Annotated in this window: 26 protein-coding genes; 9 read left to right on the forward strand and 17 right to left on the reverse strand. The window is 65.6% G+C overall.

All coding sequences use genetic code 11. The annotated features are described in order from the left end of the window. Window positions 1–142 precede the first annotated feature (142 nt). The 6 genes from gltX to folC form a co-directional block, all read right to left on the reverse strand. Window positions 143–1,531 carry a glutamate--tRNA ligase gene (gltX, locus tag ACN4F8_RS21285; protein ID WP_419475409.1) on the reverse strand — a complete coding sequence of 463 codons (1,389 nt, stop codon included), beginning with the start codon at window positions 1,529–1,531 and terminating at the stop codon, window positions 143–145. A gap of 1 nt (window position 1,532) precedes the next feature. Further along, the gene (locus tag ACN4F8_RS21290) at window positions 1,533–2,738 is read right to left on the reverse strand and encodes an O-succinylhomoserine sulfhydrylase (RefSeq protein ID WP_419475410.1); all 1,206 of its coding nucleotides are present in this window, start codon (window positions 2,736–2,738) and stop codon (window positions 1,533–1,535) included. A 12-nt stretch (window positions 2,739–2,750) separates the two neighbouring features. After that, on the reverse strand, window positions 2,751–4,256 hold the full coding sequence (purF, locus tag ACN4F8_RS21295) for an amidophosphoribosyltransferase (RefSeq protein ID WP_419475411.1): 1,506 nt from the start codon (window positions 4,254–4,256) through the stop codon (window positions 2,751–2,753). A 31-nt stretch (window positions 4,257–4,287) separates the two neighbouring features. Then, the gene (locus tag ACN4F8_RS21300) at window positions 4,288–4,773 is read right to left on the reverse strand and encodes a CvpA family protein (protein ID WP_419475412.1); all 486 of its coding nucleotides are present in this window, start codon (window positions 4,771–4,773) and stop codon (window positions 4,288–4,290) included. A gap of 22 nt (window positions 4,774–4,795) precedes the next feature. Continuing rightward, on the reverse strand, window positions 4,796–5,527 hold the full coding sequence (locus ACN4F8_RS21305; RefSeq protein WP_419475413.1) for an SPOR domain-containing protein: 732 nt from the start codon (window positions 5,525–5,527) through the stop codon (window positions 4,796–4,798). Window positions 5,528–5,593: 66 nt separating this feature from the next. Beyond that, window positions 5,594–6,943 carry a bifunctional tetrahydrofolate synthase/dihydrofolate synthase gene (folC, locus tag ACN4F8_RS21310; RefSeq protein ID WP_419475414.1) on the reverse strand — a complete coding sequence of 450 codons (1,350 nt, stop codon included), beginning with the start codon at window positions 6,941–6,943 and terminating at the stop codon, window positions 5,594–5,596. Between the two features lie 58 nt (window positions 6,944–7,001). On the opposite strand from folC, the gene ACN4F8_RS21315 reads away from it, so the two are divergent. The 3 genes from ACN4F8_RS21315 (at window position 7,002) to argG (ending at window position 9,088) form a co-directional block, all read left to right on the forward strand. Further along, entirely contained in the window at window positions 7,002–7,346 is a 345-nt protein-coding gene (locus ACN4F8_RS21315) for an arsenate reductase (protein ID WP_419475415.1), read from the forward strand. 75 nt (window positions 7,347–7,421) lie between these two features. Continuing rightward, window positions 7,422–7,739, forward strand: coding sequence for a pyrimidine/purine nucleoside phosphorylase (locus tag ACN4F8_RS21320; protein ID WP_419475416.1), 318 nt, complete (start codon window positions 7,422–7,424; stop codon window positions 7,737–7,739). Window positions 7,740–7,756: 17 nt separating this feature from the next. Further along, complete coding sequence (gene argG, locus ACN4F8_RS21325) at window positions 7,757–9,088, forward strand: argininosuccinate synthase (protein WP_419475417.1); 1,332 nt, start codon at window positions 7,757–7,759, stop codon at window positions 9,086–9,088. 24 nt (window positions 9,089–9,112) lie between these two features. On the opposite strand, the gene murB is transcribed toward argG, so the two are convergent. Then, the gene (gene murB / locus ACN4F8_RS21330; RefSeq protein ID WP_419475418.1) at window positions 9,113–10,162 is read right to left on the reverse strand and encodes a UDP-N-acetylmuramate dehydrogenase; all 1,050 of its coding nucleotides are present in this window, start codon (window positions 10,160–10,162) and stop codon (window positions 9,113–9,115) included. A 39-nt stretch (window positions 10,163–10,201) separates the two neighbouring features. Between murB and ACN4F8_RS21335 the strand changes: the two genes are divergently transcribed. Together ACN4F8_RS21335 and ACN4F8_RS21340 are read left to right on the forward strand one after the other, a co-directional pair. Beyond that, window positions 10,202–10,687: a YajQ family cyclic di-GMP-binding protein gene (locus ACN4F8_RS21335; protein ID WP_159607562.1), complete on the forward strand. Its 486-nt coding sequence runs from the start codon at window positions 10,202–10,204 to the stop codon at window positions 10,685–10,687. A gap of 1 nt (window position 10,688) precedes the next feature. Continuing rightward, window positions 10,689–11,330, forward strand: a complete 642-nt coding sequence (locus ACN4F8_RS21340) for a retropepsin-like aspartic protease family protein (protein WP_419475419.1) — start codon at window positions 10,689–10,691, stop codon at window positions 11,328–11,330. Here ACN4F8_RS21340 and ACN4F8_RS21345 read toward each other — a convergent pair whose 3' ends face one another. The 4 genes from ACN4F8_RS21345 to ACN4F8_RS21360 are packed head-to-tail and all read right to left on the reverse strand — an operon-like array spanning window position 11,331 to window position 13,920. Next, the gene (locus tag ACN4F8_RS21345) at window positions 11,331–11,693 is read right to left on the reverse strand and encodes a RidA family protein (RefSeq protein ID WP_419475420.1); all 363 of its coding nucleotides are present in this window, start codon (window positions 11,691–11,693) and stop codon (window positions 11,331–11,333) included. It abuts the gene before it with no gap. Then, entirely contained in the window at window positions 11,690–12,319 is a 630-nt protein-coding gene (gene plsY / locus ACN4F8_RS21350) for a glycerol-3-phosphate 1-O-acyltransferase PlsY (RefSeq protein WP_419475421.1), read from the reverse strand. The genes ACN4F8_RS21345 and plsY overlap by 4 nt, the downstream gene beginning before the upstream one ends. Window positions 12,320–12,367: 48 nt before the next feature. Then, the gene (locus ACN4F8_RS21355; protein ID WP_419475422.1) at window positions 12,368–12,859 is read right to left on the reverse strand and encodes an aminoacyl-tRNA deacylase; all 492 of its coding nucleotides are present in this window, start codon (window positions 12,857–12,859) and stop codon (window positions 12,368–12,370) included. 8 nt (window positions 12,860–12,867) lie between these two features. Continuing rightward, window positions 12,868–13,920, reverse strand: a complete 1,053-nt coding sequence (locus tag ACN4F8_RS21360) for an aldo/keto reductase (protein ID WP_419475423.1) — start codon at window positions 13,918–13,920, stop codon at window positions 12,868–12,870. 181 nt (window positions 13,921–14,101) lie between these two features. Here ACN4F8_RS21360 and ACN4F8_RS21365 point away from each other — a divergent pair, with 181 nt between their 5' ends. Continuing rightward, the gene (locus ACN4F8_RS21365; protein WP_419475424.1) at window positions 14,102–14,773 is read left to right on the forward strand and encodes an OmpA family protein; all 672 of its coding nucleotides are present in this window, start codon (window positions 14,102–14,104) and stop codon (window positions 14,771–14,773) included. Window positions 14,774–14,952: 179 nt separating this feature from the next. Here ACN4F8_RS21365 and ACN4F8_RS21370 read toward each other — a convergent pair whose 3' ends face one another. The 5 genes from ACN4F8_RS21370 to ACN4F8_RS21390 are packed head-to-tail and all read right to left on the reverse strand — an operon-like array spanning window position 14,953 to window position 20,392. Further along, a complete protein-coding gene (locus ACN4F8_RS21370) occupies window positions 14,953–16,407 on the reverse strand; it encodes a gamma-aminobutyraldehyde dehydrogenase (RefSeq protein ID WP_419475425.1) in 1,455 nt (484 codons plus the stop codon). Window positions 16,408–16,440: 33 nt separating this feature from the next. Further along, a complete protein-coding gene (locus ACN4F8_RS21375) occupies window positions 16,441–17,247 on the reverse strand; it encodes an ABC transporter permease (RefSeq protein WP_291088183.1) in 807 nt (268 codons plus the stop codon). Continuing rightward, window positions 17,237–18,190: an ABC transporter permease gene (locus tag ACN4F8_RS21380; protein WP_419475426.1), complete on the reverse strand. Its 954-nt coding sequence runs from the start codon at window positions 18,188–18,190 to the stop codon at window positions 17,237–17,239. Before ACN4F8_RS21380 ends, ACN4F8_RS21375 begins: the two co-directional genes overlap by 11 nt. Continuing rightward, window positions 18,187–19,200, reverse strand: coding sequence for an ABC transporter ATP-binding protein (locus ACN4F8_RS21385; protein WP_419475427.1), 1,014 nt, complete (start codon window positions 19,198–19,200; stop codon window positions 18,187–18,189). The genes ACN4F8_RS21380 and ACN4F8_RS21385 overlap by 4 nt, the downstream gene beginning before the upstream one ends. A gap of 4 nt (window positions 19,201–19,204) precedes the next feature. Beyond that, window positions 19,205–20,392, reverse strand: a complete 1,188-nt coding sequence (locus ACN4F8_RS21390) for an ABC transporter substrate-binding protein (RefSeq protein ID WP_419475428.1) — start codon at window positions 20,390–20,392, stop codon at window positions 19,205–19,207. A 202-nt stretch (window positions 20,393–20,594) separates the two neighbouring features. On the opposite strand from ACN4F8_RS21390, the gene ACN4F8_RS21395 reads away from it, so the two are divergent. Continuing rightward, on the forward strand, window positions 20,595–21,515 hold the full coding sequence (locus tag ACN4F8_RS21395; protein WP_419475429.1) for a LysR substrate-binding domain-containing protein: 921 nt from the start codon (window positions 20,595–20,597) through the stop codon (window positions 21,513–21,515). A gap of 65 nt (window positions 21,516–21,580) precedes the next feature. On the opposite strand, the gene ACN4F8_RS21400 is transcribed toward ACN4F8_RS21395, so the two are convergent. Beyond that, window positions 21,581–23,323: an acyl-CoA synthetase gene (locus tag ACN4F8_RS21400; RefSeq protein ID WP_419475430.1), complete on the reverse strand. Its 1,743-nt coding sequence runs from the start codon at window positions 23,321–23,323 to the stop codon at window positions 21,581–21,583. Window positions 23,324–23,357: 34 nt separating this feature from the next. Here ACN4F8_RS21400 and ACN4F8_RS21405 point away from each other — a divergent pair, with 34 nt between their 5' ends. Together ACN4F8_RS21405 and ACN4F8_RS21410 are read left to right on the forward strand one after the other, a co-directional pair. Then, a complete protein-coding gene (locus tag ACN4F8_RS21405) occupies window positions 23,358–24,275 on the forward strand; it encodes an alpha/beta fold hydrolase (RefSeq protein WP_419475431.1) in 918 nt (305 codons plus the stop codon). Window positions 24,276–24,366: 91 nt separating this feature from the next. Beyond that, entirely contained in the window at window positions 24,367–24,906 is a 540-nt protein-coding gene (locus ACN4F8_RS21410; RefSeq protein WP_419475432.1) for a hypothetical protein, read from the forward strand. The last annotated feature ends 52 nt before the right edge of the window (window positions 24,907–24,958 follow it).

A 24,958-nucleotide genomic window follows, 5' to 3' on the forward strand; every position in this document is an offset into this window, starting at 1 on the left:
AAGCGGGATCGAACCGCTGACCTCTTGCATGCCATGCAAGCGCTCTCCCAGCTGAGCTATACCCCCACAGGGTTTACCGATCTGCCTCGCCAACTTGAATCAGCGCTGCGTTTCAGCAAGCCTCAAATTATAGGCGATTTTTTCAAGCCTTCTGCAAACGGTCCAAGACTGTTTGACGGTTCTGCAATTCGAGCACCGCATCGAGCGACGGCGTCTGGGCCGTTCCCATCACCAACACACGCACCGGCATGGCGATCTGCGGCATCTTCAAGCCGTGCGCGGTGAGCACTTCCTTGATGGCGGCCGAGATGCTGGCTTTGTCCCAAGCCACATCGCCCAGCTTGCTCGCGAGCGCAGCCAATGCGGGGCGCACCGCATCCGTAACGTGCTGCGCAAGCTCGTCGGCGTTGGGCGTGATGTCGGTGTAGAACGCCTTGGCCCACTGGGCCAGCACCACGGTGGTGTCGCATCGGTCCTTGAACAAGCCGCAAATGCGCGGCAGGCGATCGTCCACTGCAATGCCTTGCCACTTCAACTGCTCGGCCACCAGTGGTGCCAGCGCCTCGTCGGCCATGGCCTTGAGGTGTTGTGCGTTGACCCAGCGCAGTTTGGCGTCGTCGAACTGCGCGGCGCTGCGGCCCAGGTGGTCGAGGTTGAACCACTCCAGGAACTGCGCGCGGCTGAAGATTTCGTCGTCGCCGTGGCTCCAGCCCAGGCGCGCAAGGTAGTTCACCATCGCGTCGGGCAGGTAGCCTTCGTCGCGGTACTGCGTCACAGGCTTGGCGCCGTTGCGTTTGCTCATTTTCTCGCCCTGCTCGTTGAGCACAGTGGGCAGGTGGGCGTACACCGGTGGCTCCTTGCCGAGCGCGCGAAAGATGTTGATCTGGCGCGGCGTGTTGTTCACGTGGTCGTCGCCGCGGATCACGTGGGTGATGGTCATGTCGATGTCGTCGACCACCACGCAGAAGTTGTAGGTGGGCGTGCCGTCGGGTCGCGCGATCACGAGGTCGTCGAGTTCGTCGTTGCTGATCTCGATGCGGCCCTTGACCTTGTCGTCCCAGGCCACCACGCCGCCTTGCGGGTTCTTGAAGCGCAGCACAGGCTTCACGCCTTCGGGCACCGGTGGCAACACCTTGCCGGGCTCGGGCCGCCAGGTGCCGTCGTAGCGCGGTTTTTCCTTGGCCGCCATCTGTGCTTCGCGCAGCGCGTCAAGCTCGGCCACGCTCATGTAGCAGGGGTACACCAGGCCAGCGCTCACCATGTCGGCGAGCACGGCCTTGTAGCGGTCCATGCGCTGCATTTGGTAGAACGGGCCTTCGTCGTGGTTGAGGCCCAGCCACTTCATGCCTTCGATGATCACATCCACCGCGGCCTGCGACGAACGCTCGAGGTCGGTGTCTTCGATGCGCAGGATGAAAGTGCCGCCGGTGGAGCGTGCAAACGCCCACGGGTAAAGCGCGGAGCGGATGTTGCCGAGGTGAATGAAGCCGGTGGGCGAAGGCGCGAAGCGGGTGCGGACGGTGGTGGTCATGTCAGAGGGTGAGGAGTCCGCGGTCGAGGTCGGTCTGGATGTCTGGGAGATGTTCAAGCCCGACCGCCACGCGGATCAGGCCCTGCACCACACCGGCGGTCTGGCGCTGTGCTTCGGTGAGGCGGCCGTGGGAGGTGCTGGCGGGGTGCGCCATCAGGGTCTTGGTGTCGCCCAGGTTGGTGGAGAGCGACATGACCTGCAACGAGTCAAGCACGTGGAACGCGCGCGCGCGGGCCTGCTCGGCGTCAGACGACTTGACCTCGAACGAGAGCACGGCACCGCCGCAGCCCGACTGCTGCGCCATGGCCAGCGCATGCTGCGGATGGCTCGCAAGACCGGGGTAGTGCACGCGCGCCACGGCCGGGTGGTCTTGCAACCACTGCGCGAGTTGCAACGCACGGGCCGACTGCGCCTGCATGCGGATGTCCAGCGTTTCCAGACCCTTGAGCACCACCCAGGCATTGAACGGCGCCAGCGTCATGCCGCCACTCTTGAGCACCGGCAAAAACGTCTTGGTCACGAGTTCCTGGCTGGCGCACAAGGCGCCGGCCATCACACGGCCCTGGCCGTCGAGGTACTTGGTGCCCGAGTGCATGACGATGTCGGCACCCAACTTCATGGGCAACTGCAGCGCCGGCGTGGCGAAGCAGTTGTCCACGCACAGCAGCGCGCCAGCGTTGTGCGCAATATCGGCCAACGCGCGGATGTCGCACACCTCGGTGAGCGGGTTGGTCGGCGTTTCGGCGAACAGCAGCTTGGTGGTCGGCTTGATCGCGCCCTGCCACGCGGCCACATCGGTCTGCGAGACGAAGGTGGACTCGACGCCGAACTTGGCCAGGTCGGTACCGATGAGTTTGATGGTGGAGCCGAACATGGAGTGCGAACACACCACGTGGTCGCCGGCCTTGAGCAGGCCCATGCACATCATGAGGATGGCGGACATGCCCGAGGCGGTGGAGATGCAGGCCTCGGCGCCTTCGAGCGCGGCCAGGCGCTGCTCGAAACTGGCCACCGTGGGGTTGCCGTAGCGGCCGTAGGTGAAGCCCTCTTCATCGCCGGCAAAGCGGCGCGCGGCGGCTTCGGCGCTGGGCTGCACGTAGCCGCTGGTGAGGTACAGGGCTTCGGAGTTTTCGCCGTACTGGCTGCGTTCCACCGCTTCGCGCACGGCCAGCGTGTCGCGGTGCAGGTCGGTTTTCTTCTGCGTCATGGGCCGTGGCTTTCAGGCGACCTGGGCGTTGGGCAAGGCCAGGCGCGAGCTGTCTTCTTCGCCCTCTTCGCTGGTGTCGCGCCCGGCGTTCAGCCGCGCGATGTCGGCCAGCGTGATGTCGCCAGTGACATACACACCGTCAAAACACGAAGCGTCAAAACCCGCGAGTTTGGGGTTGAGCGAGGCGATGGCCTGCTTCATCGCGTCCACGTCCTGGTAGATCAGCGCGTCGCAGCCGATGCTCTCGCGCACCTCGTCCACCGTGCGGTTGTGCGCCACGAGTTCGTCGGGCGTGGGCATGTCGATGCCATAGACGTTGGGGTAGCGCACCGGCGGCGCGGCGCTGGCCAGGTAGACCTTGCGGGCACCGGCGTCGCGCGCCATCTGCACGATCTCGCGGCTGGTGGTCCCACGCACGATGGAGTCGTCCACCAGCAGCACGTTGCGGCCCTTGAACTCGCTGCCGATCACGTTGAGCTTCTGACGCACCGACTTCTTGCGCACGCCCTGACCCGGCATGATGAAGGTGCGGCCCACGTAGCGGTTTTTCACAAAACCTTCGCGGTACGGCAGGCCGAGCAACTGGGCCAGTTCCATGGCGCTGGGGCGTGACGATTCGGGGATGGGAATCACCACGTCGATCTCGCTCGGCGGCACGGTGGACACCACGCGTTTGGCCAGGGTCACACCCATGTTCAAGCGGGCCTGGTAGACCGAAATGCCGTCCATCACCGAATCGGGCCGGGCGAGGTACACGTATTCGAAGATGCAGGGGTTGTGGCTGACCTTGTCGGCACACTGCTCGAACTGCATCTTGCCGTCCATGTCGACGAACACGGCTTCGCCCGGCAGCACGTCGCGGTCCAGCTCGAAGCCGTTGCCCTCCAGCGCCACCGACTCGCTGGCGACCATCACACCGCCCTGGTCGTTGTGGCCCACGCACAGCGGGCGGATGCCGAACGGGTCGCGGAAAGCCAGCAGACCATGGCCGGCGATCAGCGCCACGACCGCATACGAACCCTTGACGCGTTGGTGCACACCGCGCACGGCGGCGAACACGTCGGCCGGTTTCAGGGTGATGCCGCGCGTGACCTTTTCCAGCTCGTGGGCGAGCACGTTGAGCAAGACTTCGGAGTCGCTCTCGGTGTTGATGTGGCGGTGGTCGGTTTGAAAAAGCTCCTGCTTCAGCGCGTGCGCGTTGGTCAGGTTGCCGTTGTGCACCAGCACCAGGCCAAACGGCGCGTTCACGTAGAACGGCTGCGCCTCTTCTTCGCTGTAGGCGTTGCCGGCCGTGGGGTAACGCACCTGACCCAGGCCACAGATGCCGGGCAACGAGCGCATGTTGCGGGTGCGGAACACGTCACGCACCATGCCCTTGGCCTTGTGCATGAAGAACTTGCGCCCTTGCTGGGTGACGATGCCCGCCGCATCCTGGCCGCGGTGCTGCAGCAGCAGCAATGCGTCGTAAATCAGCTGGTTGACTGGCGTTTTGCTGACCACGCCCACGATTCCACACATGTTTCGATCCTCTGAAAAAACTCAAACCTGACTAAGCGATATATCGGGCCACCGGCTCGGGCAACAAGGGCTTGATGGCATGCAAGGTGGCCACCAGCATGTCTGCCACCGCCGAGCCTTGCCACCACTGCGCATCCCGCAGGGGCGACATGCTCACCACCACCGCAAACGCCAGCAGCATCACCACGCCACGCGCCAGCCCGAAGGCGCTCCCCAGAAGCCGGTCCACCGGCCGCAAACCGACCGACGCCACCAGCTTCTTGACCAACCAAGCGAGCAACCCGCCCGCGAACGCCACCGCGATGAACACCACCAGAAAGCCGGCGGCCAACTGCAGCGGGGGCGACAAGCCCTCCAGCGGCAGCATCAAGGCCACCTCGTCGGCATAGGCCTGCGCGAGCACAAAGGCCGCCACCCAACCGGCCACCGAGAGCACCTCGTACACCAGCCCGCGCCACGCGCCGAGCAACACCGACAGCAGCAGCACCGTCAGCAGCAAACCATCCGTCAACCCCATGCAGCCATCGTCCGTGGGCGCATCACAGCGTGAGCACGGCTGCGGGCAAGCCCAGGGTCTTCACGCGGGCGGCCGCCTTGTCGGCCTCGGCGCGGCTGTTGTACGGCCCCAGGCGCACGCGAATGCGGCGTCCCTCCGACGTTTCGGCCACGTGGGTGTAGGTCTTGAGCCCGGCGGCTTCAAGTTTCTGGCGCACCGAGCGGGCGCCCGCCTCTTCGGAGAACGCACCCACCTGCACCACCAGGCGCTCGGCAGCTGCAGCGGTGGCAGGTGCGGCGGCTGTGGCTGCCGGCGGGGTGGCTGTTTTGCCTTCGAGCAAGGCACGAGCGCGATCGGCGTCAGCGGGTGCGGGTGCGGGTGCGGCCTTGGCGGGCTCCGCCGCGGGTTTGGGCGGTGCAGTGGCTTCCACCACCTCTTCGCGCGCACCCAGGGTTTCGCGGGCTTCAACGCTGGGCGCAGGCGGTTTGGCGACGGCGGGTGCTGCAGCGGGTGCTGCTGCCGTGGCCGGTGGCGGCTTCACCGCCGGCGCGGGCGTGCTCTTGGCCGGAATCTCGATCGGAATGTCGACCGAAATCGGGCGCGGCTGGGTGTCGAACAACAGAGGAAAGCCCACCACACCCAGCAACACCAGCACGCTGGCACCGATCAGGCGGTGGCGCGCGCGGCGGCGCACGGCGTCAATGCTTTGCGGCGGTGGTGTCGATGGATTGCCCTGTGAGCCTGAACGGGATTTGAACATTCGGGTGGGAACCATGGCGCCAAAGAAGGCCTGGCGAGGGGCGCGACACGGGGAGCGGTCGGAAAAGCTCGATGGGTGGGGTCAGGAGGGCAGGTGTTTGGCCGACAAGCGGGGCACACCGTCCTGCAGAACACCCCCCACGGTGAAGAACGATCCGAAGACCACGATTCTATCAGCGGGGTCCGCGTGGGACACCGCCGCCTGCAGGGCTTTCATGGGGCTGGCGTGGCAGCCCGCCAGCGTGCTTTTGGCCGTGGCGGGGTGGGCTTTGAGCGCCTCGGCCAGCGCTGCGGCGGTGCTGGCGCGGGGCAGCGGCAGGTCGGTCAGGTGCCAGCGGTCGATCAGTGGCGCGATGCGCTCGAGCATGGCACCGAGGTCCTTGTCGGCCATGGCGCCGAACACCGCATGGGTGGTGGGATAAAAGCCCATGGCATCGAGGTTTTCCGTGAGCGCGGCGACCGAGTGCGGGTTGTGTGCGACATCGAGCACCAAGGTGGGCGTGCCGGGCACGATCTGGAAGCGCCCGGGCAGCTCCACCAGCGCCAGGCCGTTGCGCACGGCCTGCGCCGTCACGGGCAGTTTCGACCGCAAGGCCTCCACCGCGCCCAACACACCCGAGGCATTCACCAGCTGGTTGGCGCCGCGCAGCGCTGGGTAAGCGAGCCCGGCGTAGCGCCGGCCGCCGTGCGACGGGTGCATGGCCCAGCCCCACTGCTGCTGGTCGCCGGCAAAGTGGAAATCTTTGCCGATGCGCCAGAGATCGGCGCCGATCTCCAGCGCGCGGTCCAACACGCTTTGCGGCGGCACCGGATCGCTCACCACCACCGGGCGGCCGGTGCGCATGATGCCGGCCTTCTCGAAGCCGATGGCCTCGCGGTCGTTGCCCAGCAGCGCCATGTGGTCCAGCGCGATGCAGGTGATCACGGCGCAGTCGGTGTCGATGATGTTCACCGCGTCCAGCCGCCCGCCCAGACCCACTTCGAGAATCGCCACGTCCAGGCCCGCGCGCGAGAGCGTGCGCAGAATCGCCAGCGTGGTGAATTCAAAGTAGCTCAGGCTGATTTCTTCGTCACCGCCCTGCCCCTTGCGCGCGGCTTCCACCTCGGCAAACGCCGGCAGCAGATCGTCGGTGGCCACGGGTTCACCGGCGATGCGGCAACGTTCTTCAAAATGCACGAGGTGCGGCGAGGTATAGACACCGGTGCGGTAACCCGACTGGGTGTAAACCGCCTCCAGCATGGCGCAGGTGCTGCCCTTGCCGTTGGTGCCGGCCACGGTGATCACCGGACAGGTGAGCGCCAGGCCCATGCGCTGCGCCACGCGCTGCACACGCTCCAACCCCATGTCGATGGTGACGGGGTGCAGGCGTTCGGCGTGGGCCAGCCACTCGGGCAGCGTGGTGGGGTGGGGAGGCAGCGGGATGTTGAGCATGGCGGGATTGTCCCATCGCGGCCCCGACCTTCAGCGCCATCACCGACAATCCCGTTCCATGATCACTGTCTACGGCATCCCCAACTGCGACACCGTCAAAAAGGCCCGCGCCTGGCTGACCGAGCACGGTGTTGAACACCACCTTCACGACTTCAAGAAACAGGGCGTGCCCGAGGCCGAGCTCGACCCCTGGCTCGCCGCTGTGGGCTGGGAAACCGTCATCAACCGCAAGGGCACGACCTGGCGCCAGCTGGACGAAACCGTGCGGGCGGCCGTGACCGATGTGGCCAGCGCGCGGGACGTGGCCCTGGCGAATCCGAGCGTGATCAAGCGCCCGGTGGTGCAGTGGGCCGACGGTGTCACGGTGGGTTTTGACGCCGCAGCCTGGCAAGCCAGACTCTGACCCCCGGCGAACCTGCTGACCCCGCGCCCTAAAATCGCGGTTTCGCTTTTTGTCTTCGCACCACACCCCAACACCATGAGCACCACCCACTTCGACGGCGTGACCGTCAACACCCAGGCCAGCGTGTACTTCGACGGCAAGTGCGTCAGCCACGGCATCACCTTCGCCGACGGCACGAAAAAATCGGTCGGTGTGGTGCTGCCAGCCACGCTCACCTTCAACGCCGGCGCGCCCGAGATCATGGAATGCGTGGCAGGTGGTTGTGAATACAAACTCGCCGGCACCGAGGCCTGGCTCAAGTCCGGCCCTGGCGAGAAGTTCAGCGTGCCCGGCAACAGCAGCTTCGAGATCCGCGTGACCGAGCCCTACCACTACATCTGCCACTTCGGCTGAACCACTGAACGACAGCCATGGCCACCATTCTTCAAAACCTCCCCACACAACAAAAAGTCGGCATCGCCTTCTCCGGCGGCCTCGACACCTCGGCAGCGCTGCTGTGGATGAAACAAAAGGGTGCAATCCCCTACGCCTACACCGCCAACCTGGGCCAGCCCGACGAGCCGGACTACGACGAGATCCCGCGCAAGGCCATGCAGTACGGCGCTGAAAAAGCGCGCCTGATCGACTGCCGCACCCAACTCGCACACGAAGGCATTGCAGCACTCCAATGCGGCGCCTTCCACATCAGCACCGCGGGCGTGACCTACTTCAACACCACGCCGCTGGGCCGCGCCGTCACCGGCACCATGCTGGTGGCCGCGATGAAGGAAGACGACGTCAACATCTGGGGCGATGGCAGCACCTACAAGGGCAACGACATCGAGCGCTTCTACCGCTACGGCCTGCTGACCAACCCCAGCCTGAAGATCTACAAGCCCTGGCTGGACCAGCTGTTCATCGACGAGCTGGGTGGCCGCGCCGAGATGAGCGCCTTCATGACGGCCAACGGCTTCGGCTACAAGATGAGCGCCGAGAAGGCCTACAGCACCGACAGCAACATGCTCGGCGCCACGCACGAAGCGAAAGACCTCGAACACCTCAGCAGCGGCATCTCCATCGTCAACCCGATCATGGGAGTGGCGTTCTGGAAAGACGAGGTGGTGGTCAAGCGCGAAACCGTGACGGTGCGCTTTGAAGAAGGCCAACCGGTGGCACTCAACGGCGAGACCTTCGCCAGCCCGGTGGACCTGATCCTCAAAGCCAATGAAATCGGTGGCCGCCATGGCCTGGGCATGAGCGACCAGATCGAGAACCGCATCATCGAGGCCAAGAGCCGCGGCATCTACGAAGCCCCCGGCCTGGCGCTGCTGCACATCGCTTACGAGCGCCTGGTCACCGGCATCCACAACGAAGACACCATCGAGCAGTACCGCATCAACGGCCTGCGCCTGGGCCGCCTGCTCTACCAGGGCCGCTGGTTCGACCCGCAAGCCATCATGCTGCGCGAAACGGCGCAGCGCTGGGTGGCGCGCGCCATCACGGGCGAGGTCACCATCGAGCTGCGCCGCGGCAACGACTACTCGATCATGAACACCGAAAGCGCGAACCTGACCTACGCGCCCGAGCGCCTGAGCATGGAGAAGGTGGAAGACGCGCCGTTCACGCCGCTGGACCGCATCGGCCAGCTGACCATGCGCAACCTCGACATCACGGACACGCGCGCCAAGCTGGGCATCTATGCCAAGGCCGGGCTGCTCTCGCTGGGAGACGGGGCCAGCATGTTGAAGCTGGAAGGCGAGTAAGGGCCGCCTTCCCGCCCAAGCCGGTCAGACAACCACCGGCTCGGTTTCCAGCAAGATACCGAAGCGCTCGTACACGCTGGTCTGGATCGCCTTGGCCAGCGTCATCACCTCGCCGCCGGTGGCGCCACCGCGGTTCACCAGCACCAGCGCCTGCCGCTCGTACACACCCGCGCTGCCCACGCCCTTGCCCTTCCAGCCGCAGGCGTCGATGAGCCAGCCCGCGGCCAGCTTGATGCTGCCGTCGGCCATCGGGTAGTGAACCACCTTGGGTTCGCGGGCGATGATGTCGGCGCATTGCTCGCGGGACACCGTGGGGTTCTTGAAAAAGCTGCCGGCGTTGCCGATCACCGACGGGTCGGGCAGCTTGGCGCGGCGGATCGCGCAGACCCAGTCGAAGATTTGCTGGGCGCTCGGTGACGAGATGCCGGTCTCGGCCATCTTGCGGTCCAGATCGGCATAGCCCAGCACCGGCTTCCACGGTTTGGGCAGCCAGAAACGCACACGCGTGATGAGCGCGCGGCCGGCCAGGCCCAAGCCTTTGTCGCCGGCTGGCGCGTGTTTGAACACCGAGTCGCGGTAGCCAAAACCGCACTTCGCGGCGTCCAGCGTGAAGCTCTGGCCACTCTGCAGGTCGATCGCGTCCAGCGCACTGAAACGGTCCTGCAACTCCACGCCATAGGCACCGATGTTCTGCACCGGCGAGGCGCCCACGGTGCCCGGAATCAGCGCCAGATTCTCCAGGCCCGGATAGCCCTGCTCCAGCGTCCAGCGCACGAAGTCGTGCCAGTCTTCACCGGCCCCCGCCTCCACCAGCCAGCCCTTGTCGGTTTCTTCCACCAGGCGTCGCCCGTTGATCTCGACCTTGATGACCAGCTGCTTGATGTCACCGGTGATCACCAAATTGCTGCCGCCGCCCAGCACGAAGGCAGGCGCGCCCGAGTCGGTGCGCACCTCCTGATCGGCCAGCAGAGCCAGCACGTCGTCCGTTGATCGCACGCGCACCAAGCGCTGCGCCCGGGCAACGATGCCAAAAGTGTTGTAGGGCTGGAGCGCCACGTTGTTCTCGACTACCATTCTTTGATTCTCTCATTCACTCTTTGCAAGACCCCCAGCATGCCTTCTTTTGACACCGTTCTTGAAGCCGATTTTGTTGAAGTGAAAAATGCGGTCGATCAGGTCGCGCGCGAAATCGGAACCCGCTTCGATTTCAAGGGCACGAGTGCAGCCATCGAACTCAAGGACAAGGAAATCATCCTGCACGGCGACGCCGATTTCCAGCTCCAGCAGATCGACGACGTGCTGCGCGGCAAGCTCACCAAACGTGGTGTCGATGCACGTTTTCTCGACGTGGGCAAGGTCGAGAAGGTCGGTGGCGACAAAGTCAAGCAGGTGGTGAAGGTGCGCAACGGGGTGAGCACCGAAGACGGCAAAAAAATCCAGCAAGCCATCAAAGGCAGCAAGCTCAAGGTGCAGGGCGCCATCCAGGGCGACGCGGTTCGTGTCACCGGCGCCAAGCGCGACGACCTGCAGGCGGCCATGGCACTCATCAAGTCCGAGCTGAAAGACCTGCCGCTCTCGTTCAACAATTTTCGCGATTGAGATGCGCCGCGACTGCGCCGTGGCGGCATGCGTCCTGCTGGCATTGCCGGCGGCAGCGCAGCAGGTCGCGCTCTCCGGCGTGGCCGGTGGCAAGGCGCTGGTCACCATCGATGCCGCCGCGCCGCGCTTCCTGAGCCCTGGCCAGGCGCACCAGGGCGTCAAGCTCCTGAGCGTGCAGGGCGAGGCGGCGGTGATCGAGGTGAATGGTCAGCGGCAGACCCTGCGCGTGGGTGAAGCCCCGGTGAGCCAGGGCCAGAGCAAGACCGATGCAGGTGCGAAGCGCGTGGTGCTCACCGCCGATTCGCAAGGGCACTTCATGCCACCGGGCCAGATCAACGGTCGTCAGGTGCAGTTCATGGTGGACACGGGCGCGTCGACGGTGGCTCTCAGCGCGGCCGATGCCAAACGCATCGGTCTGAACTACGAAAGTGGCACCAAAGTCAATGTGAGCACGGCCAACGGCAATGTCGTCGGCTACCGGGTGCAGCTGGATTCCGTCCGGGTGGGTGATGCCCAGGTTTTTGGCGTGACCGCTATCGTGGTGCCCCAGTCCATGCCTTTTGTTCTCTTGGGCAACAGCTTTCTTACGCGCTTCCAGATGCAGCGCACCAACGACCAGCTCACGCTAGACAAGCGCTATTGATCACGGCGCCTTCTGCGCCGCGGTCACCACGATTTCAATGCGCCATGCGGCGTTCGCCAGCGCGGCCTGCACCGTGGCCCTCGGCGGCGCGGTGCCTGGCACCACCCAGGCGTCCCACACGGAATTCATCGCACCGATGTCCGCAATGTCGGCCAGGAAAATCTGTGTGCGCAGGATGCGCGACTTGTCACTGCCGGCTTCCAGCAAACGCTGCTGCACCTGTTCCAGCACGTCTTCGGTCTGACCACGGATATCGGTGTCGCCGCGCTCGGGCACCATGCCCGCCAGGTAGACCACGCCGTTGAACACCGCCGCCTCGCTGTAACGTGCGGCCACGCCGATGCGGGTGATGTGCTGGCTCATGATTTCTTCGCGCCCAGTTTGCTTTCCTTGCCGGCCATCAACCGGTTGATGTTGTCGGCATGGCGATAGACCAGCAGCATGCCCATGACCACCAGGCTCATCACCTGCACCCCGGGCGCGTCCCACGCCACGCGATGCCCCAACAAAAAGAACGCTGGCGCAAACACCGCCGTGACGATGGAGGCCAGCGACGAATAGCGAAAGAACACCGCCATGATCACCCAGGTGGCCAGTGCGGCCAGTCCCAGCCAGGGCTGGAACCCAAAGATCACACCGGCCGCCGTGGCCACGCCCTTGCCGCCCTGAAAGCGGAAAAACACCGGGTACAGGTGGCCGAGGAAAGCCGCGAGGCCGACCAGCGCCACCGTGCCGTCGCCCAGCCCCCAGGCCTCGCCCCACCACTTCACCGCCACCACCGGCAGCCAGCCCTTGAGTGCGTCCAGCAGCAACGTGATGATGGCGGCGGCCTTGTTGCCCGAGCGCAGCACGTTGGTGGCACCGGGGTTTTTGCTGCCGTAGGTGCGCGGGTCGTTCAGCCCCATGGAGCGGCTCACGAGCACGGCAAACGACAGCGAGCCGATCAGATAAGCGGCCAGAGTGGCCAGCAGGGGATAAAACAATGACAACGAAGTCTCCTCGGTGGTTCGGGCTCCGCTCTGCGGCGCGGCGCCGGGCTATTCTGCCAGCGCGCACTCCACCGGCCTGGCGCCCAACGGGCCACTGAGCACAGCCGGATCGAGACCCACCAGATACCCACGCCGCCCGCCGTTGATCCATATCTTGGGCAGGTCCAACACGGACGCTTCGACGAACACCGGCATGGCGCGTTTCAAGCCGAACGGCGAGGTGCCTCCAACAAAGTAACCGCTGTGGCGGTTGGCCACCTCGGGCTTGCAGGGCTCGACCGACTTGGCGCCGATCTGGCGCGCGAGGCTCTTGGTCGACACAGTGCGGTTGCCGTGCATCAACACCGCCAGCGGCTTGGCGGCTTCGTCCTGCATGATCAAGGTCTTGACCACCGCAAACGGATCGAGCCCAAGCACCTGGGCGCTGTGCTGCGCACCGCCGTGCTCGAGATATTCGTAGCTGTGCTCGGTGAACACCACGCCGTGCGCCTTGAGCCAGGCGGTGGCTGGGGTTTCACTGACGTGCGCCTTCTTCGCCACGCCTCACCTCACTGCGCGGGATCCCGGTGTTCCCAGCGGATCTTGTCGATCTCGGTCAGGAGTTCAGGCGACAGCGTCGTGCCCCAGGCGTCCAGGCATTCGTCGAGCTGGGTCAGCGAGGTCACGCCGATGATGGTGCTGGCCACGCGCCAGTTGGTGTAGCAGAACGCCAGCGCCATCTGCGACGGTGTGAGGCCGTGGTCGCGCGCCAGCGTGTTGTAGCGGCGCGCGGTGTCCAGCGCCTCGGGCCGGCCCCAGCGCTGTTTGCGCATCGACTCGTACAAAGCCATGCGCCCGGCATCACCCACCAGGCCGGTGGCGTCGTACTTGCCGCTCAGCAAGCCAAAACCCAGCGGCGAATACGCCAGCAGCGACACGCCCAGGCGGTGGCAGGTCTCGTCCAGCCCGTTCTCGTAGCTGCGGTTGATCAGGCAGTACGGGTTCTGTACCGTGGCCACGCGCGGCAGGCCATGCTGCTCGGCCAGCCGTACGAACTCGTGCACGCCGTATGGCGACTCGTTGGACAGGCCGATGGCCTTGACCTTGCCCGCTTTGACCAGCTCGGCCATGGCTTCGAGCTGTTCCAGCACCGAAGCACACGGTTTGTCTTTGGTGGGGTCAAAACTCAGCAAGCCAAACGCCGGCACATTGCGCGCTGGCCAGTGGATCTGGTACAGGTCGATCACGTCGGTCTTGAGGCGGCGCAGGCTGTCGTCGCAGGCCTTGAGGATTTCGGCCTTGCTCACGCCGGAGTTCTCGCCACGAATCCAGGGCATGCCGCGAGACGGGCCTGCCACCTTGGTGGCCAGCACCACCTTGCTGCGCAGACTGGCGTCTTTGGCAAACCAGTTGCCCAGAATCGTTTCGGTGGCGCCGCAGGTCTCGGCGCGTGCCGGCACCGAATACATCTCGGCGGCATCGAGGAAGTTGATGCCACGCTCCATCGAGCGGTCCAGGATGCTGTGTGCGCTGGCCTCGTCGACTTGCTCACCGAAAGTCATGGTGCCCAGGCAGATGGGCGGAACTGTCAGTGCGCTGGCACCCAATGGAACGTTTTTCATGCAATTTTTTGTAAAGTCAGAAGGAATGTGATGCCAAAGCGATAGGCCGAGGTATAAGTTTAGAGGTCATCGGGTTGCGCCGCAGTCACCATGAACACACCTTGGCGTGTGATGATGTTGCGCTGTTGACCCGAAGCCAACTGTTTTCCCTTTTTTCAACAACGCCAGTGGAGCATTGCACATGAAACACCTCACCAACATCACCCGCGGCCTGACGGTCACCGCCCTCGCTGCGGCACTCGCCCTGAGCGGCTGCGCCAACATGACCGAGACCCAGTCCGACTCGGCCAAGGGTGCCGGCATCGGAGCCCTCGCGGGCGTGCTGCTGGGCGCCGCCACCGGTGGCTCCAAGGGCGCAGCCCAGGGCGCCGTGCTTGGCGCTGGCGCGGGTGCACTGGGCGGCTACATCTGGTCGACCAAGATGCAGGAACAGAAGCGTGCGATGGAAGCGGCCACCGCCGGCACCGGTATCGGCGTGAGCCAGACCTCGGACAACCGCCTGAAACTCGACGTGCCGGCCGACGCTGGCTTTGCCACCGGCAGTTCCACCGTGAGCCCCACGCTGCAGCGCGTGCTCGGCCAGTTCGCCAACACGCTCAATGCCAACCCGGTGACCGCCGTAGCCATCGTCGGCCACACCGACAGCACCGGCAGCGATGCCGTGAACAACCCGCTGTCGTTCAACCGCGCCAACAGCACGCGCGACTACCTCGTGGCTCGCGGGGTGTCACCAGCCCGCTTCGCCACCGACGGCCGCGGCTCGCGCGAGCCGATCGCCGACAACGGCACCGCTCAAGGTCGTGCCCAAAACCGCCGCGTCGAGATCTACGTGGCCGAGCCTGCAAAGCAATAACGCCAGCACACCTGCCCGAACAGGCGGTGGTGTGCTCAGCGACAAAAAGCCCGGCATGCCGGGCTTTTTTTGTGGCCGTGAGCGTGCTCCCATCCAGAGACACCGAGGAACCGGCTCCGCCGGTCCCAGGTGTCGCCCCCCTCTTGAGGGGGGTCGCGCGCAGCACGGCGGGGGGTGCTTCACAGTTTGGCCATGATGTGCCGTGCCACGGTGTAGTCCTCCAGCGCATACATCGACATGTCCTTGCCGTAGCCGCTGGCCTTCATGCCGCCGTGCGGCATTTCGTTGGCCAGCATGAAGTGGGTGTTGATCCAGGTGCAGCCGTACTGCAGCTTGCGCGCCACGCGCAGCGCGCGCGAGACGTCCCGCGTCCAGACCGACGAAGCCAGGCCGTACTCCGAATCGTTGGCCCAGGTCACGGCCTCCTCAGGATCGGTGAAGCGCGTGACCGACACCACCGGGCCGAACACCTCGCGGCGCACGATCTCGTCGTCCTGCCGGGCCCCGGCGATCACCGTGGGCTCGTAGAAGAAGCCGCTGCCCGCGCGCATCTTGCCGCCCGCCGTCACCTCCATGTGGCCCACCATCTGCGCGCGCTCCACGAAGCTGGCCACGCGGTCGCGCTGGCGGTCGGTGATGAGCGGGCCGAGTTCCACACCAGGCTCGTCTTGCGTGCCCATCTGGATGGACTTCACCGCGCTGCTCAGGTCGGCCACCAGGCGGTCGTACACCTTGGCGCCGGCGTAGAGGCGGCAGGCGGCCGTGCAGTCCTGGCCGGCGTTGTAGTAGCCGAAGGTTCGAATGCCCTCCACCACCGCATCGATGTCGGCGTCGTCGAACACCAGCACCGGCGCCTTGCCGCCGAGTTCGAGGTGCGTGCGCTTGAGCGTGCCGGTGGCGGCCTGCAGGATCTTGCGGCCGGTGGACACGTCGCCTGTGAGCGAGACCATGCGCACCAGCGGGTGCTCCACCAGCGGCTGGCCCACGCTCGGACCTCGGCCGCAGATGACATTGAACACGCCCTTGGGCAAGATCTCGGCGACCACGCGCGCGAGCATCAGCGTGGTCAGCGGTGTCTGTTCGCTGGGCTTGAGCACCACCGTGTTGCCGGCCGCGAGCGCGGGCGCGCATTTCCACGCGGCCATCATGAGCGGGTAGTTCCAGGGCGCGATGGAGCCGACCACACCGATCGGGTCGCGCCGGATCATGCTGGTGTGGCCCGGCAGGTACTCACCAGCCACCGAGCCCGTCATGCAGCGCGCCGCGCCGGCGAAGAAGCGGAAGCAGTCGACGATGGCCGGAATCTCGTCTTCCAGCGCGCGCACATACGGCTTGCCACAGTTGAGCGACTCCAGGCGCGCGAACTGCTCGGCGCGCTGCTCGATCGCGTCGGCCACCTTCAGCAACAGGCGCGAGCGCTCCATCGGCGTGGTCTCGCTCCAGGTGTCGAACGCACGGCTCGCGCCGAGCACCGCCTTGTGGATCTGCTCAAACGAGGCCTCGGGCACCTGCGCGATCACCTCGCCGGTGGCCGGATTGAGCACGCGCTCGGCCTCGCCCTCGCCGGCCACGAACTGGCCGTCGATGAACAGCTCGGTCGACATCGGAACCTGGAAATCGGGGGTCTTGCCCATGGTGTTCTCCGTTGGGGTGGAAGGGGAGCGGGCTCAGCGCCCGCCGGGTTGTTCGTCGGCACGCGTGAGGTAGTACGCCGCCAGGATGGGGATGAAGGTGAGCGCGATGATCACCACCGCCACCACGTTGGTCACGGGCCGCTGGCGCGGGCGGATCAGTTCCTGCAGCATCCAGATGGGCAGCGTGGTCTGCTGGCCCGCGGTGAAGGTGGTCACGATCACCTCGTCGAAGCTGAGCGCAAACGCGAGCAGGCCACCGGCGAGCAGGGCCGAACCGAGTTGCGGCAGGATCACGTAGCGAATCGTCTGGAAGCTGTCGGCACCCAGGTCCATCGAGGCCTCGATCAACGACGGGCTGGTGCGCCGCAGCCGCGCCACCGCATTGTTGTAGACCACCACCACGCAGAAGGTGGCGTGGCCGACCACGATGGTCCAGAAGCTGAACGGAATCTCAGCCGTGTGGTACGCGGTGCGCAGCGCGATGCCGGTGACGATACCGGGCAAGGCGATCGGCAGGATCAGCAGCAGCGAGATCGCGTCGCGGCCGAAGAAACGCGTGCGCGCCAGGCCGGCGGCGGCCAGCGTGCCCAGCACCATGGCCAGCGCCGTGGACACCAGCGCGACGCGGAACGACAGGCCGATCGCGGCCCACACGTCCTCGCGCGCCCAGGCCGCGGCAAACCACTGGGTGGTGAGCGCGGGCGGCGGAAACACATAACTTTTGTCTTCAGCGCTGAAGGCGTACAGGATGATGAGCGCGAGAGGAATGTGCAGGAACAGCACGCCCGCCCAGGTCGCGGCCTTCAGGCCCCAGCCGGCGCGCGAAGGGTCAGAGCGCATCGAAAGCCCCCAGCCGTCTGGCGATCCACAGGTAGACGCCGATCACCACGATGGGCACGAGCGAGAACGCGGCGGCGAACGGCACGTTGCCGGCCACGCCCTGCTGGCGGTAGACCACCTGGCCGATGAACAGCGTGGAGTCACCGATCACCTGCGGGATGATGTAGTCGCCCAGCGTGAGCGAGAAGGTGAAGATGGAGCCGGCCGCGATGCCGGGCATGGCGAGCGGGAAGATCACCTTCCAGAACGTGGTGCCGGCGCGCGCGCCGAGGTCGCTGGACGCTTCGAGCAGCGAGCCCGGAATGCGCTCGATCGCCGCCTGGATCGGCAGGATCATGAACGGCAGCCACATGTAGACGAAGACGATGAAGGTGCCCAGGCGCGAGAACGAGAGCGAGTTGCCGCCGATGCCTGGCGTGGACAGCAGCGCGTCGAGCAGCCAGGTCATGTGCACCTCGGCCAGCACCCAGGAAATGGCGCCTTCCTTGGCCAGCAGAAGCTTCCAGGCATACAGCCGCACCAGGTAGCTCGACCACAGCGGCAGCATCACCGCGATGTAGAGCAGCGCCTTCTGCGGACCGCGCGCGTAACGCGCCATGTAGTAGGCGATGGGAAAGGCGATGACCCCGCAGGCCAGCGTGACGCTGACCGCCATGAGCACCGTGCGCAGCACCACGTCCACGTTGGCCGGGTCGGCCATGGCGCGGAAGTTGTCCAGCGAAAGCCGCGAGCGGTCGACCACGCCGGAGAACTCGTCGAGCGTGAAGAAGCTGTTGGCCAGCAGCGCGAACAGCGAACCGAGGTAGACCACGCCGAACCACAGCAGCGGCGGCCCGAGGAGTGCTGCCAGCAGCAGGCCGCGGCGCGTGTAGAGCAGGTCCGAGAGCCAGCGCAGCGCGCTGCTGCGAGGCACCACGGCGGCGGCAGGCAAGGCCAGATTCATGGCGCCACACTTTGCAGCGGGTGCACCGCGTCGGCCTGCCAGTGCAGGTATACGGTGTCGCCCGGCGTGGGCAGCTCGGGGTGCTGCTCGGGGTTGAGGTCCACCGACACCGTCTCACCGGCCCAGTCCACCCGCACGCGCGAGAACGAACCGAAGTACTGCGCGTCGATCACCGCGCCGCTCAGGCGTGCCTGCGGCGCGGTGCCGAGCCGGATGCGCTCGGGCCGCAGCATCACGCTGTCCACGCCCGCAATCTCGCGCGCCCGCGCGCCGTCGAACACGTTGGCCGCGCCCACGAATTCGGCCACGAAGCGCGTGGCGGGCTGGTTGTAGATGGCCTGCGGCGCGCCCACCTGCTCCAGGCGGCCGTTGTTGAACACGCCGATGCGGTCGCTCATGGAGAGCGCCTCGTGCTGGTCGTGCGTGATGAAGAGGAAGGTGATGCCCAACTGACGCTGCAAGGCCTTCAGCTCAGTCTGCATCTGCTCGCGCAGTTTCAGGTCGAGCGCGCCCAGCGGCTCGTCGAGCAGCAGCACCTGCGGCTGGTTGATGAGCGCGCGTGCCAGCGCCACGCGCTGGCGCTGGCCACCCGAGAGTTGACCGGGCCGCCGTTCACCCACGCCAGACAGGCGCACCAGGTCCAGCATCTGCTCGGCGCGTGCGTGTCGCGCAGCGCGCTCCACGCCCTGCACCATCAGGCCGTAAGCCACGTTGTCGCGGATGTTCATGTGCGGGAACAACGCGTAGTCCTGGAACACCGTGTTCACCGGCCGCGCGTACGGCGGCAGGTGCGACATGTCCTGCCCGCCGATGAGGATGCGCCCCGAGGTGGGCAGCGTGAAGCCGCCGATCATGCGCAGGCAGGTCGTCTTGCCCGAGCCCGAAGGCCCGAGCAGGGTGAAGAACTCCCCGCCTTCGATGGTGAGGTCCACGTGATCGACGGCGCGCACGGTCTGTGCAACGCCGCCGAACACGCAGGACACGGCTTCCAGCGTGACAGCAACCGTCATGTGATCAGCGACCTCCGAGAACAGCGATGTAGTCGGAGACCCACTTGTGGTACGGCACGCAGGCGTTGTTTTGCGTCGTGCACTTGGAGGTTGGTGTCTTCCAGAACGAGATGCGCTCGAAGCTGTTGTAGCCCTGGTTCGCGCAGCCCTGGTCGGTCAGCAGTTTGTTGCCCTTGCACGCGGCGGGAACCGAAGGCACCGAGCCGAACCAGGCCGCCAGATCGCCCTGCAGCTTGGTGTTGAGCGAGTGCTCCATCCACAGGTAGGCGCAGTTCGGGTTTTTGGCCTCGGCGTGCAGCATGGTCGTGTCGGCCCAGCCGGTGGCGCCTTCGGTCGGCACCACGGTGGCCACCGGGCGGTTCTTGCTCTTGAGGATGTTGGCCATGAACTGCCAGCTGCTCGACGCCACCACGCCTTCGTTGGTGAAGTCGTCGATCTGCACGAAGGCGTCGTGCCAGTACTTGCCCACCAGCTTGCGCTGGCCGCGCAGCAAATCGAGCGCGGCCTTGTATTGCGCCTCGTTGAGTTCGTAGGGGTCCTTGATGCCCAGCGCGGGGTTCTTCTTCATCAAATAGAGCGCGGCGTCGGCGATGTAGATCGGGCCGTCAAAGGCCTGCACGCGGCCCTTGTTGCTCTTGCCGTCGGGCAACGTGGTCTCTTCGAACACCACGCTCCAGCTGGTCGGCGGCTTGTCCTTGAAGACCGTGGTGTTGTACATGAGCACGTTCCAGCCCCATTGGTAGGGCGTGCCGTAGTGCGTGTTGTTCACGTAGTGCCAGGGTGCCTTCTGCAGGCGCGGGTCCACCGTCTTGTAGCTGGGGATCAGGTCCACGTTGATGGGCTGCACGCGCTTGCCGGCAATGAGCCGCATCGACGCGTCGCCCGAGGCGGTCACGAGGTCAAAGCCGCCTTCGTTCATGAGCGCGACCATCTCGTCGGAGGTGCCGGCGGTTTTCACGTTGACCTTGCAACTGGTCTTCTTCTCGAAGTCGGTCACCCAGTCGAAGTTCTTGTCGGTCTGGCCGCGTTCGATGTAGCCGGGCCAGGCCACGATGTCCACCTGACCTTCGCCCTTGCCCAGTTGCTTCAGGGCCGACTGCGCCTGCGCGGCGGGTGCCAGGGTGGCCAGGGTGAGGGCCGTCGTCACGAGACCCGCGACGGTGCGGGCAAGGGGGCGTTGTGCGAGCTTCATGGTCGATCACCTTCGGTTTGAGAACGGTTTGTGAAACGCAGCCCACCGCGCGGCAGGCCAACCGAAGCGCATCGTATGCAGCCCCCATCCGCTTTCAAAATTCAATATTGCTGCGGTAAGCTATCTCGAAAATAGAGATCAAGGGTTTACCCAACTCTTTATTGCACCGCAACAGGGCACCCTCTTTTCACGGTGCACCAGCATGAACCGCCACATCACCCTCAAGCAGTTCCGCTACTTCCTCGCGGTGGCCGAATCGGACTCGGTGGCCGCGGCCTCGCGCATGCTCAGCATCGCGCAATCGGCCATCACCAAGAGCGTGCTGGAGCTGGAAGACGAACTGGGCCTGGTGCTGTTCGAGCGCAGCCCCAAGGGCATGCGGCTCACGCCCGAGGGCCATCGGTTTCAGGTGAAGGCGCGTCGTGTGATCGGCGCCGTGGCCGACGCCACGCGTGGCGTGTACCCCGGCGCCACGCCGCTGGCCGGCGCACTCACCATCGGCGTGACCAGCCTGGTGGCGGGCTACTACCTCTCGGAGGTGTTCGCGCGCTTCCGGCGCACCTGCCCGGGCGTGGACCTGCAGGTGGTGGAAGACGCCCCGCCTTTCCTTGAACATCTGTTGATCAACGGCGAGCTGGACATTGCGATCATGGTAAGCAACGCGCTCGGCGAGCCGCAGGCGCTGATGGCAGAGACGCTCACACGCTCACCCAACCGCGTGTGGATGGCGGCAGACCACCCGCTGGCTTCGCAGGCCGAGGTGAGTCTGGCCGAGTGCGTGCAGCACGACCTGGTGGTGCTGCAGGCGGACCGCATCGAGGTGTTGATGCGCAGCGTGTGGGCTCGCCACCAGTTGAAACCACGCACGGTGTTGCGCACCTCGTCGCTGGAGGCGGTGCGTTCGCTGGTGGGGGTGGGTGCGGGGCTGGCGGTGTTGCCCGACTTTCTGTACCGGCCCTGGACGCTGGATGCGGAGCACGTGGAGGTGCGGACCTTGCGCGATGCGGTGCCCACGGTGGACGTGGGGCTGGTGTGGCGGCGCGGTTCGCCGCTGCGCGCGGAGGTGCTGGAGTTCGTCGAGGTGGCGCGGGACCAGTCGCGGTCCCGGCGTCCTGTGGCCTGAGTTTCTTTCTTGTGGTTTCGCCGGCTGGTCTGGAGGCGCGCACACATCAGCTCAGCTCGTGAGGTTCAGGCGCGCAACGCAGCCCTCGATTCTTCTTGTAAGCGCAACACCCGCCGCTGCACCTTGCCGGTGGTGGTCATGGGCAGCGAGTCGATGAACTCGATCTCTTTCGGGTATTCGTAGGGCGCGAGCTTGCCCTTCACATGACCCTGGAGCTCCTTCACGAGCTCGTCACCCGCCACGTGACCCGGCGCCAGCACCACATACGCCTTCACCACCGCACCGCGCTCGGTATCGGGCTTGGGCACCACCGCCGCATTGGCCACCGCCGGGTGCTTCACCAGACAGTTCTCGATCTCGCTCGGGCCGATGCGGTACCCCGCGGCCTTGAACACGTCGTCGGCGCGTCCCTGGTACCAGAGGTAGCCGTCGGCGTCTCTCGTGGCCAGGTCACCGGTGCGGCACCAGCTGTTGGCCATGTCGCCGGTGTACTTCGCGCGGGTGGATGCCTCGTTCTTCCAGTACCCCAGAAAGAACACCGGATCGGGATCGCCGTGCACATCCAGCCGGTGCACCGCCACGTCGCCCGGCATGCCCACCGCGCACTCCTTGCCCTCGTCGTCGATCACCGCCACCCGGTGCCCCGGGTAGCCCTTGCCCATGGAGCCGGGCCGCGCCGGGTAGAGACGCGCGCAGTTGCCCACGATGTAATTGATCTCGGTCTGGCCAAACATTTCGTTGACCGTCACGCCGAGCTGGTCGCGGCACCAGGCAAACACCGCGTCGCCCACCGCTTCGCCAGCGCTCATGAGGCCTTCCAGCTTGAATTTGTACCGCTGCTTCGGCGTGGGGATGGCCTTCATCATGGCCTTGAGCGCGGTGGGAAACAGGAAGCTGTGCGTCACACCATGGCGCTCGATCAGCTCGAACGCGGTCTGCGGGCTGAAGCGCCCGTTGAAAGCCACGATGGGACGGCCGAAATACAGCGTGGGCAACAAAGCGTCCATGAGGCCACCGGTCCAGGCCCAGTCGGCCGGTGACCAGAACACCGCCTTCGACGGCGCGCTCGCGTCGAACGGGTCGAAGCCGAACCAGTTCTGGCTGCACACAAAGCCGGTGAGGTTGCCGATGAGTGCCCGGTGCGGGATCAACGCGCCCTTGGGGTTGCCGGTGGTGCCGCTGGTGTAGATGAGCACGGCGGCCTCTTCGGCCAGGGTGTTCACCGGTGTGAACCCGGCCGGCTCCTGCGCGAGCAGCGCGGTCCAGTCGAGATCAGCTCGCATGCCTTCGGGTGTGCCGTCACCGTCCACGCCGATCACGCAGCGCAGCAGCGGGCAGTCGTCGCGCACGCCAAGCAACGCCGGCAACGACGGCTGGTCGCAGATGGCCACCACCGCTTCGCTGTCCTGCAGCCTGAACTCCAGCGCCTCGGGTCCGAACAGTTGCGACAACGGCATGCCCACCGCACCCATCTGCAGCACCGCCATGTAGGCCACCGCCGTCTCGAAACGCTGCGGCAACACGATGGCCACACGGTCACCGCGCTGCACGCCGAGTGCGGCCAATGCGTTGGACAGACGATTCGCCTGGTCGAGCAGATCGGCATATGTGTGTGCTTGATCGCTTTGGCCCGGCGCGCAGGCCACCACCGCTACATCGTCCGAATGTGCAGGGTCTTCGGCCCAACGCCGCATGCACATCTGCGCCATGTTGAAGTGTTCGGGCACGCTCCAGCCGAAGCGGCCATGCAAAGCGTCGTACAGATCGAGGGGCGTGTGGGTCTTGTCTCTGGCTTGACTCGGGCGCATGGTTGTCTCGGTCTCGTTCTTTATGATCCGACGAATGTACCAAGCACAGAGAGCCTCACGCAGCGAGTTCGTCCCGGTCCGCAACTTGAGCTACCACGTGCGCGTGTGGGGCGAGCGCAGCGACAGCGTGGCGCCGCTGGTGCTGGTGCACGGCTGGATGGACGTGGCGGCCTCGTGGCAATTCGTGGTGGACGCGATGCGCGACCAGCGCTGGATCATCGCGCCCGACTGGCGCGGTTTTGGCCACACCCGGCTCGAAGGCCCGGCGGTCGACAGCTACTGGTTCCCCGACTACATGGCCGACCTGGACGCCCTGCTTGATCACTACGCGGGTGAACGAAAAATTGATCTGGTGGGTCACAGCATGGGCGGCAACATCGCCATGATGTACGCGGGCGTGCGCCCACAGCGCATTGCACACCTCGTCAACCTCGAAGGCTTCGGCATGCCCGAGACGCGGCCCGCGCAAGCGCCCGGCCGCTACGCCCAGTGGATGGACGAGATCAAGACCGTGCAGCGCGGTGGCAAAGCGCTCAAGAGCTACCCCGACGCCCATGGCGTGGCAAGCCGCCTCATGAAGACCAACACCCGCCTGGCACAGGACAAGGCCGACTGGCTGGCGCAGCAGTGGGCCGCGCCCAACGCGCAGGGCGAATGGGAAATTTTGGGCGATGCAGCCCACAAGGTGACCAGCGCCCACATCTACCGGCTGGACGAAGCGCTGGAAATCTACCGCCGGATCAGTGCGCCGGTGCTCTCCGTCACCGCCAGCGACGACAGTCTGGGGCTGTGGTGGAAAGGCAAGTACACCTTGGCGCAGTACCTGGAGCGCGTCAGCGCTGTGCCCCACTTGCAGAGTGTTGTGGTGCAAGAGGCAGGGCACATGCTTCACCACGATCAACCGGCCGAGCTGGCCCGGTTCATCGAAGATTTCCTGCGCACGGCCCCCTGAGCGGCAGCGCCCGACGATGCGGGCCTTTGCAATCCGCGCGTTGCAATCCGTTTACCGAGCGTTCACGCAGTGGCGGGCATACTCGCGCGTTATGAAGTTGATCGCATCCTCTTTTTTCAAATCCACCGCCCTGGCAACCCTGGGCCTGCTCATGGCCACCCAGGCCCAGGCAGGCAACTGGGATCTTTGCCCCGGTTACGACCAACCGGCCAGCACCGAACCCGACGCGCCCCGCTACGAGGCCTTCTTCTCCCCCTACACCCACCACTGGACACCGGACGACGAACACGAGCAGGTGTACGCCGTCAGCCTGAGCCGGCTGTTGCCCAACAACCGCTACTGCGGCTTCAGCCTGTTCAACAACTCGTTTGGCCAGCCCTCGGCGTACGCTTTCGTGGGCAAGAGCTGGCCCGGGTTCTGGCGAGCCCAGCCGCAGCTGTATGTGTCGGTGAGTGCCGGCATCATTTACGGATACGTCGGCCAGTACAAGGACAAGGTGCCGCTGAACGTGGGCGGCTTCTCGCCCGTGGTCATTCCCGCCATCGGCTACCGCTTGTCACCCAAGAGCACACTTGAGATCCAGCTGCTGGGCACCGCTGCGGTGATGTTTGGAACCACCTGGCGCTTTTGAGCGGCGCGGCCGTTCGCAGCGGCATGGCGTGAGAAAATCGCGGTGTTGAACA

The organism is Hydrogenophaga sp., from assembly GCF_048549895.1.
Classification (GTDB): Bacteria; Pseudomonadota; Gammaproteobacteria; order Burkholderiales; family Burkholderiaceae_C; genus Hydrogenophaga.

What these genes read in the sequence shown, in the direction of transcription:
- gltX (WP_419475409.1), bottom strand. Translation starts at nt 1,531, where the DNA reads ATGACCACCACCGTCCGCACCCGCTTCGCGCCTTCGCCCACCGGCTTC.
- ACN4F8_RS21290 (WP_419475410.1), bottom strand. Translation starts at nt 2,738, where the DNA reads ATGACGCAGAAGAAAACCGACCTGCACCGCGACACGCTGGCCGTGCGC.
- purF (WP_419475411.1), bottom strand. Translation starts at nt 4,256, where the DNA reads ATGTGTGGAATCGTGGGCGTGGTCAGCAAAACGCCAGTCAACCAGCTG.
- ACN4F8_RS21300 (WP_419475412.1), bottom strand. Translation starts at nt 4,773, where the DNA reads ATGGGGTTGACGGATGGTTTGCTGCTGACGGTGCTGCTGCTGTCGGTG.
- ACN4F8_RS21305 (WP_419475413.1), bottom strand. Translation starts at nt 5,527, where the DNA reads ATGGTTCCCACCCGAATGTTCAAATCCCGTTCAGGCTCACAGGGCAAT.
- folC (WP_419475414.1), bottom strand. Translation starts at nt 6,943, where the DNA reads ATGCTCAACATCCCGCTGCCTCCCCACCCCACCACGCTGCCCGAGTGG.
- ACN4F8_RS21315 (WP_419475415.1), top strand. Translation starts at nt 7,002, where the DNA reads ATGATCACTGTCTACGGCATCCCCAACTGCGACACCGTCAAAAAGGCC.
- ACN4F8_RS21320 (WP_419475416.1), top strand. Translation starts at nt 7,422, where the DNA reads ATGAGCACCACCCACTTCGACGGCGTGACCGTCAACACCCAGGCCAGC.
- argG (WP_419475417.1), top strand. Translation starts at nt 7,757, where the DNA reads ATGGCCACCATTCTTCAAAACCTCCCCACACAACAAAAAGTCGGCATC.
- murB (WP_419475418.1), bottom strand. Translation starts at nt 10,162, where the DNA reads ATGGTAGTCGAGAACAACGTGGCGCTCCAGCCCTACAACACTTTTGGC.
- ACN4F8_RS21335 (WP_159607562.1), top strand. Translation starts at nt 10,202, where the DNA reads ATGCCTTCTTTTGACACCGTTCTTGAAGCCGATTTTGTTGAAGTGAAA.
- ACN4F8_RS21340 (WP_419475419.1), top strand. Translation starts at nt 10,689, where the DNA reads ATGCGCCGCGACTGCGCCGTGGCGGCATGCGTCCTGCTGGCATTGCCG.
- ACN4F8_RS21345 (WP_419475420.1), bottom strand. Translation starts at nt 11,693, where the DNA reads ATGAGCCAGCACATCACCCGCATCGGCGTGGCCGCACGTTACAGCGAG.
- ACN4F8_RS21360 (WP_419475423.1), bottom strand. Translation starts at nt 13,920, where the DNA reads ATGAAAAACGTTCCATTGGGTGCCAGCGCACTGACAGTTCCGCCCATC.
- ACN4F8_RS21365 (WP_419475424.1), top strand. Translation starts at nt 14,102, where the DNA reads ATGAAACACCTCACCAACATCACCCGCGGCCTGACGGTCACCGCCCTC.
- ACN4F8_RS21370 (WP_419475425.1), bottom strand. Translation starts at nt 16,407, where the DNA reads ATGGGCAAGACCCCCGATTTCCAGGTTCCGATGTCGACCGAGCTGTTC.
- ACN4F8_RS21375 (WP_291088183.1), bottom strand. Translation starts at nt 17,247, where the DNA reads ATGCGCTCTGACCCTTCGCGCGCCGGCTGGGGCCTGAAGGCCGCGACC.
- ACN4F8_RS21380 (WP_419475426.1), bottom strand. Translation starts at nt 18,190, where the DNA reads ATGAATCTGGCCTTGCCTGCCGCCGCCGTGGTGCCTCGCAGCAGCGCG.
- ACN4F8_RS21385 (WP_419475427.1), bottom strand. Translation starts at nt 19,200, where the DNA reads ATGACGGTTGCTGTCACGCTGGAAGCCGTGTCCTGCGTGTTCGGCGGC.
- ACN4F8_RS21390 (WP_419475428.1), bottom strand. Translation starts at nt 20,392, where the DNA reads ATGAAGCTCGCACAACGCCCCCTTGCCCGCACCGTCGCGGGTCTCGTG.
- ACN4F8_RS21395 (WP_419475429.1), top strand. Translation starts at nt 20,595, where the DNA reads ATGAACCGCCACATCACCCTCAAGCAGTTCCGCTACTTCCTCGCGGTG.
- ACN4F8_RS21400 (WP_419475430.1), bottom strand. Translation starts at nt 23,323, where the DNA reads ATGCGCCCGAGTCAAGCCAGAGACAAGACCCACACGCCCCTCGATCTG.
- ACN4F8_RS21405 (WP_419475431.1), top strand. Translation starts at nt 23,358, where the DNA reads ATGTACCAAGCACAGAGAGCCTCACGCAGCGAGTTCGTCCCGGTCCGC.
- ACN4F8_RS21410 (WP_419475432.1), top strand. Translation starts at nt 24,367, where the DNA reads ATGAAGTTGATCGCATCCTCTTTTTTCAAATCCACCGCCCTGGCAACC.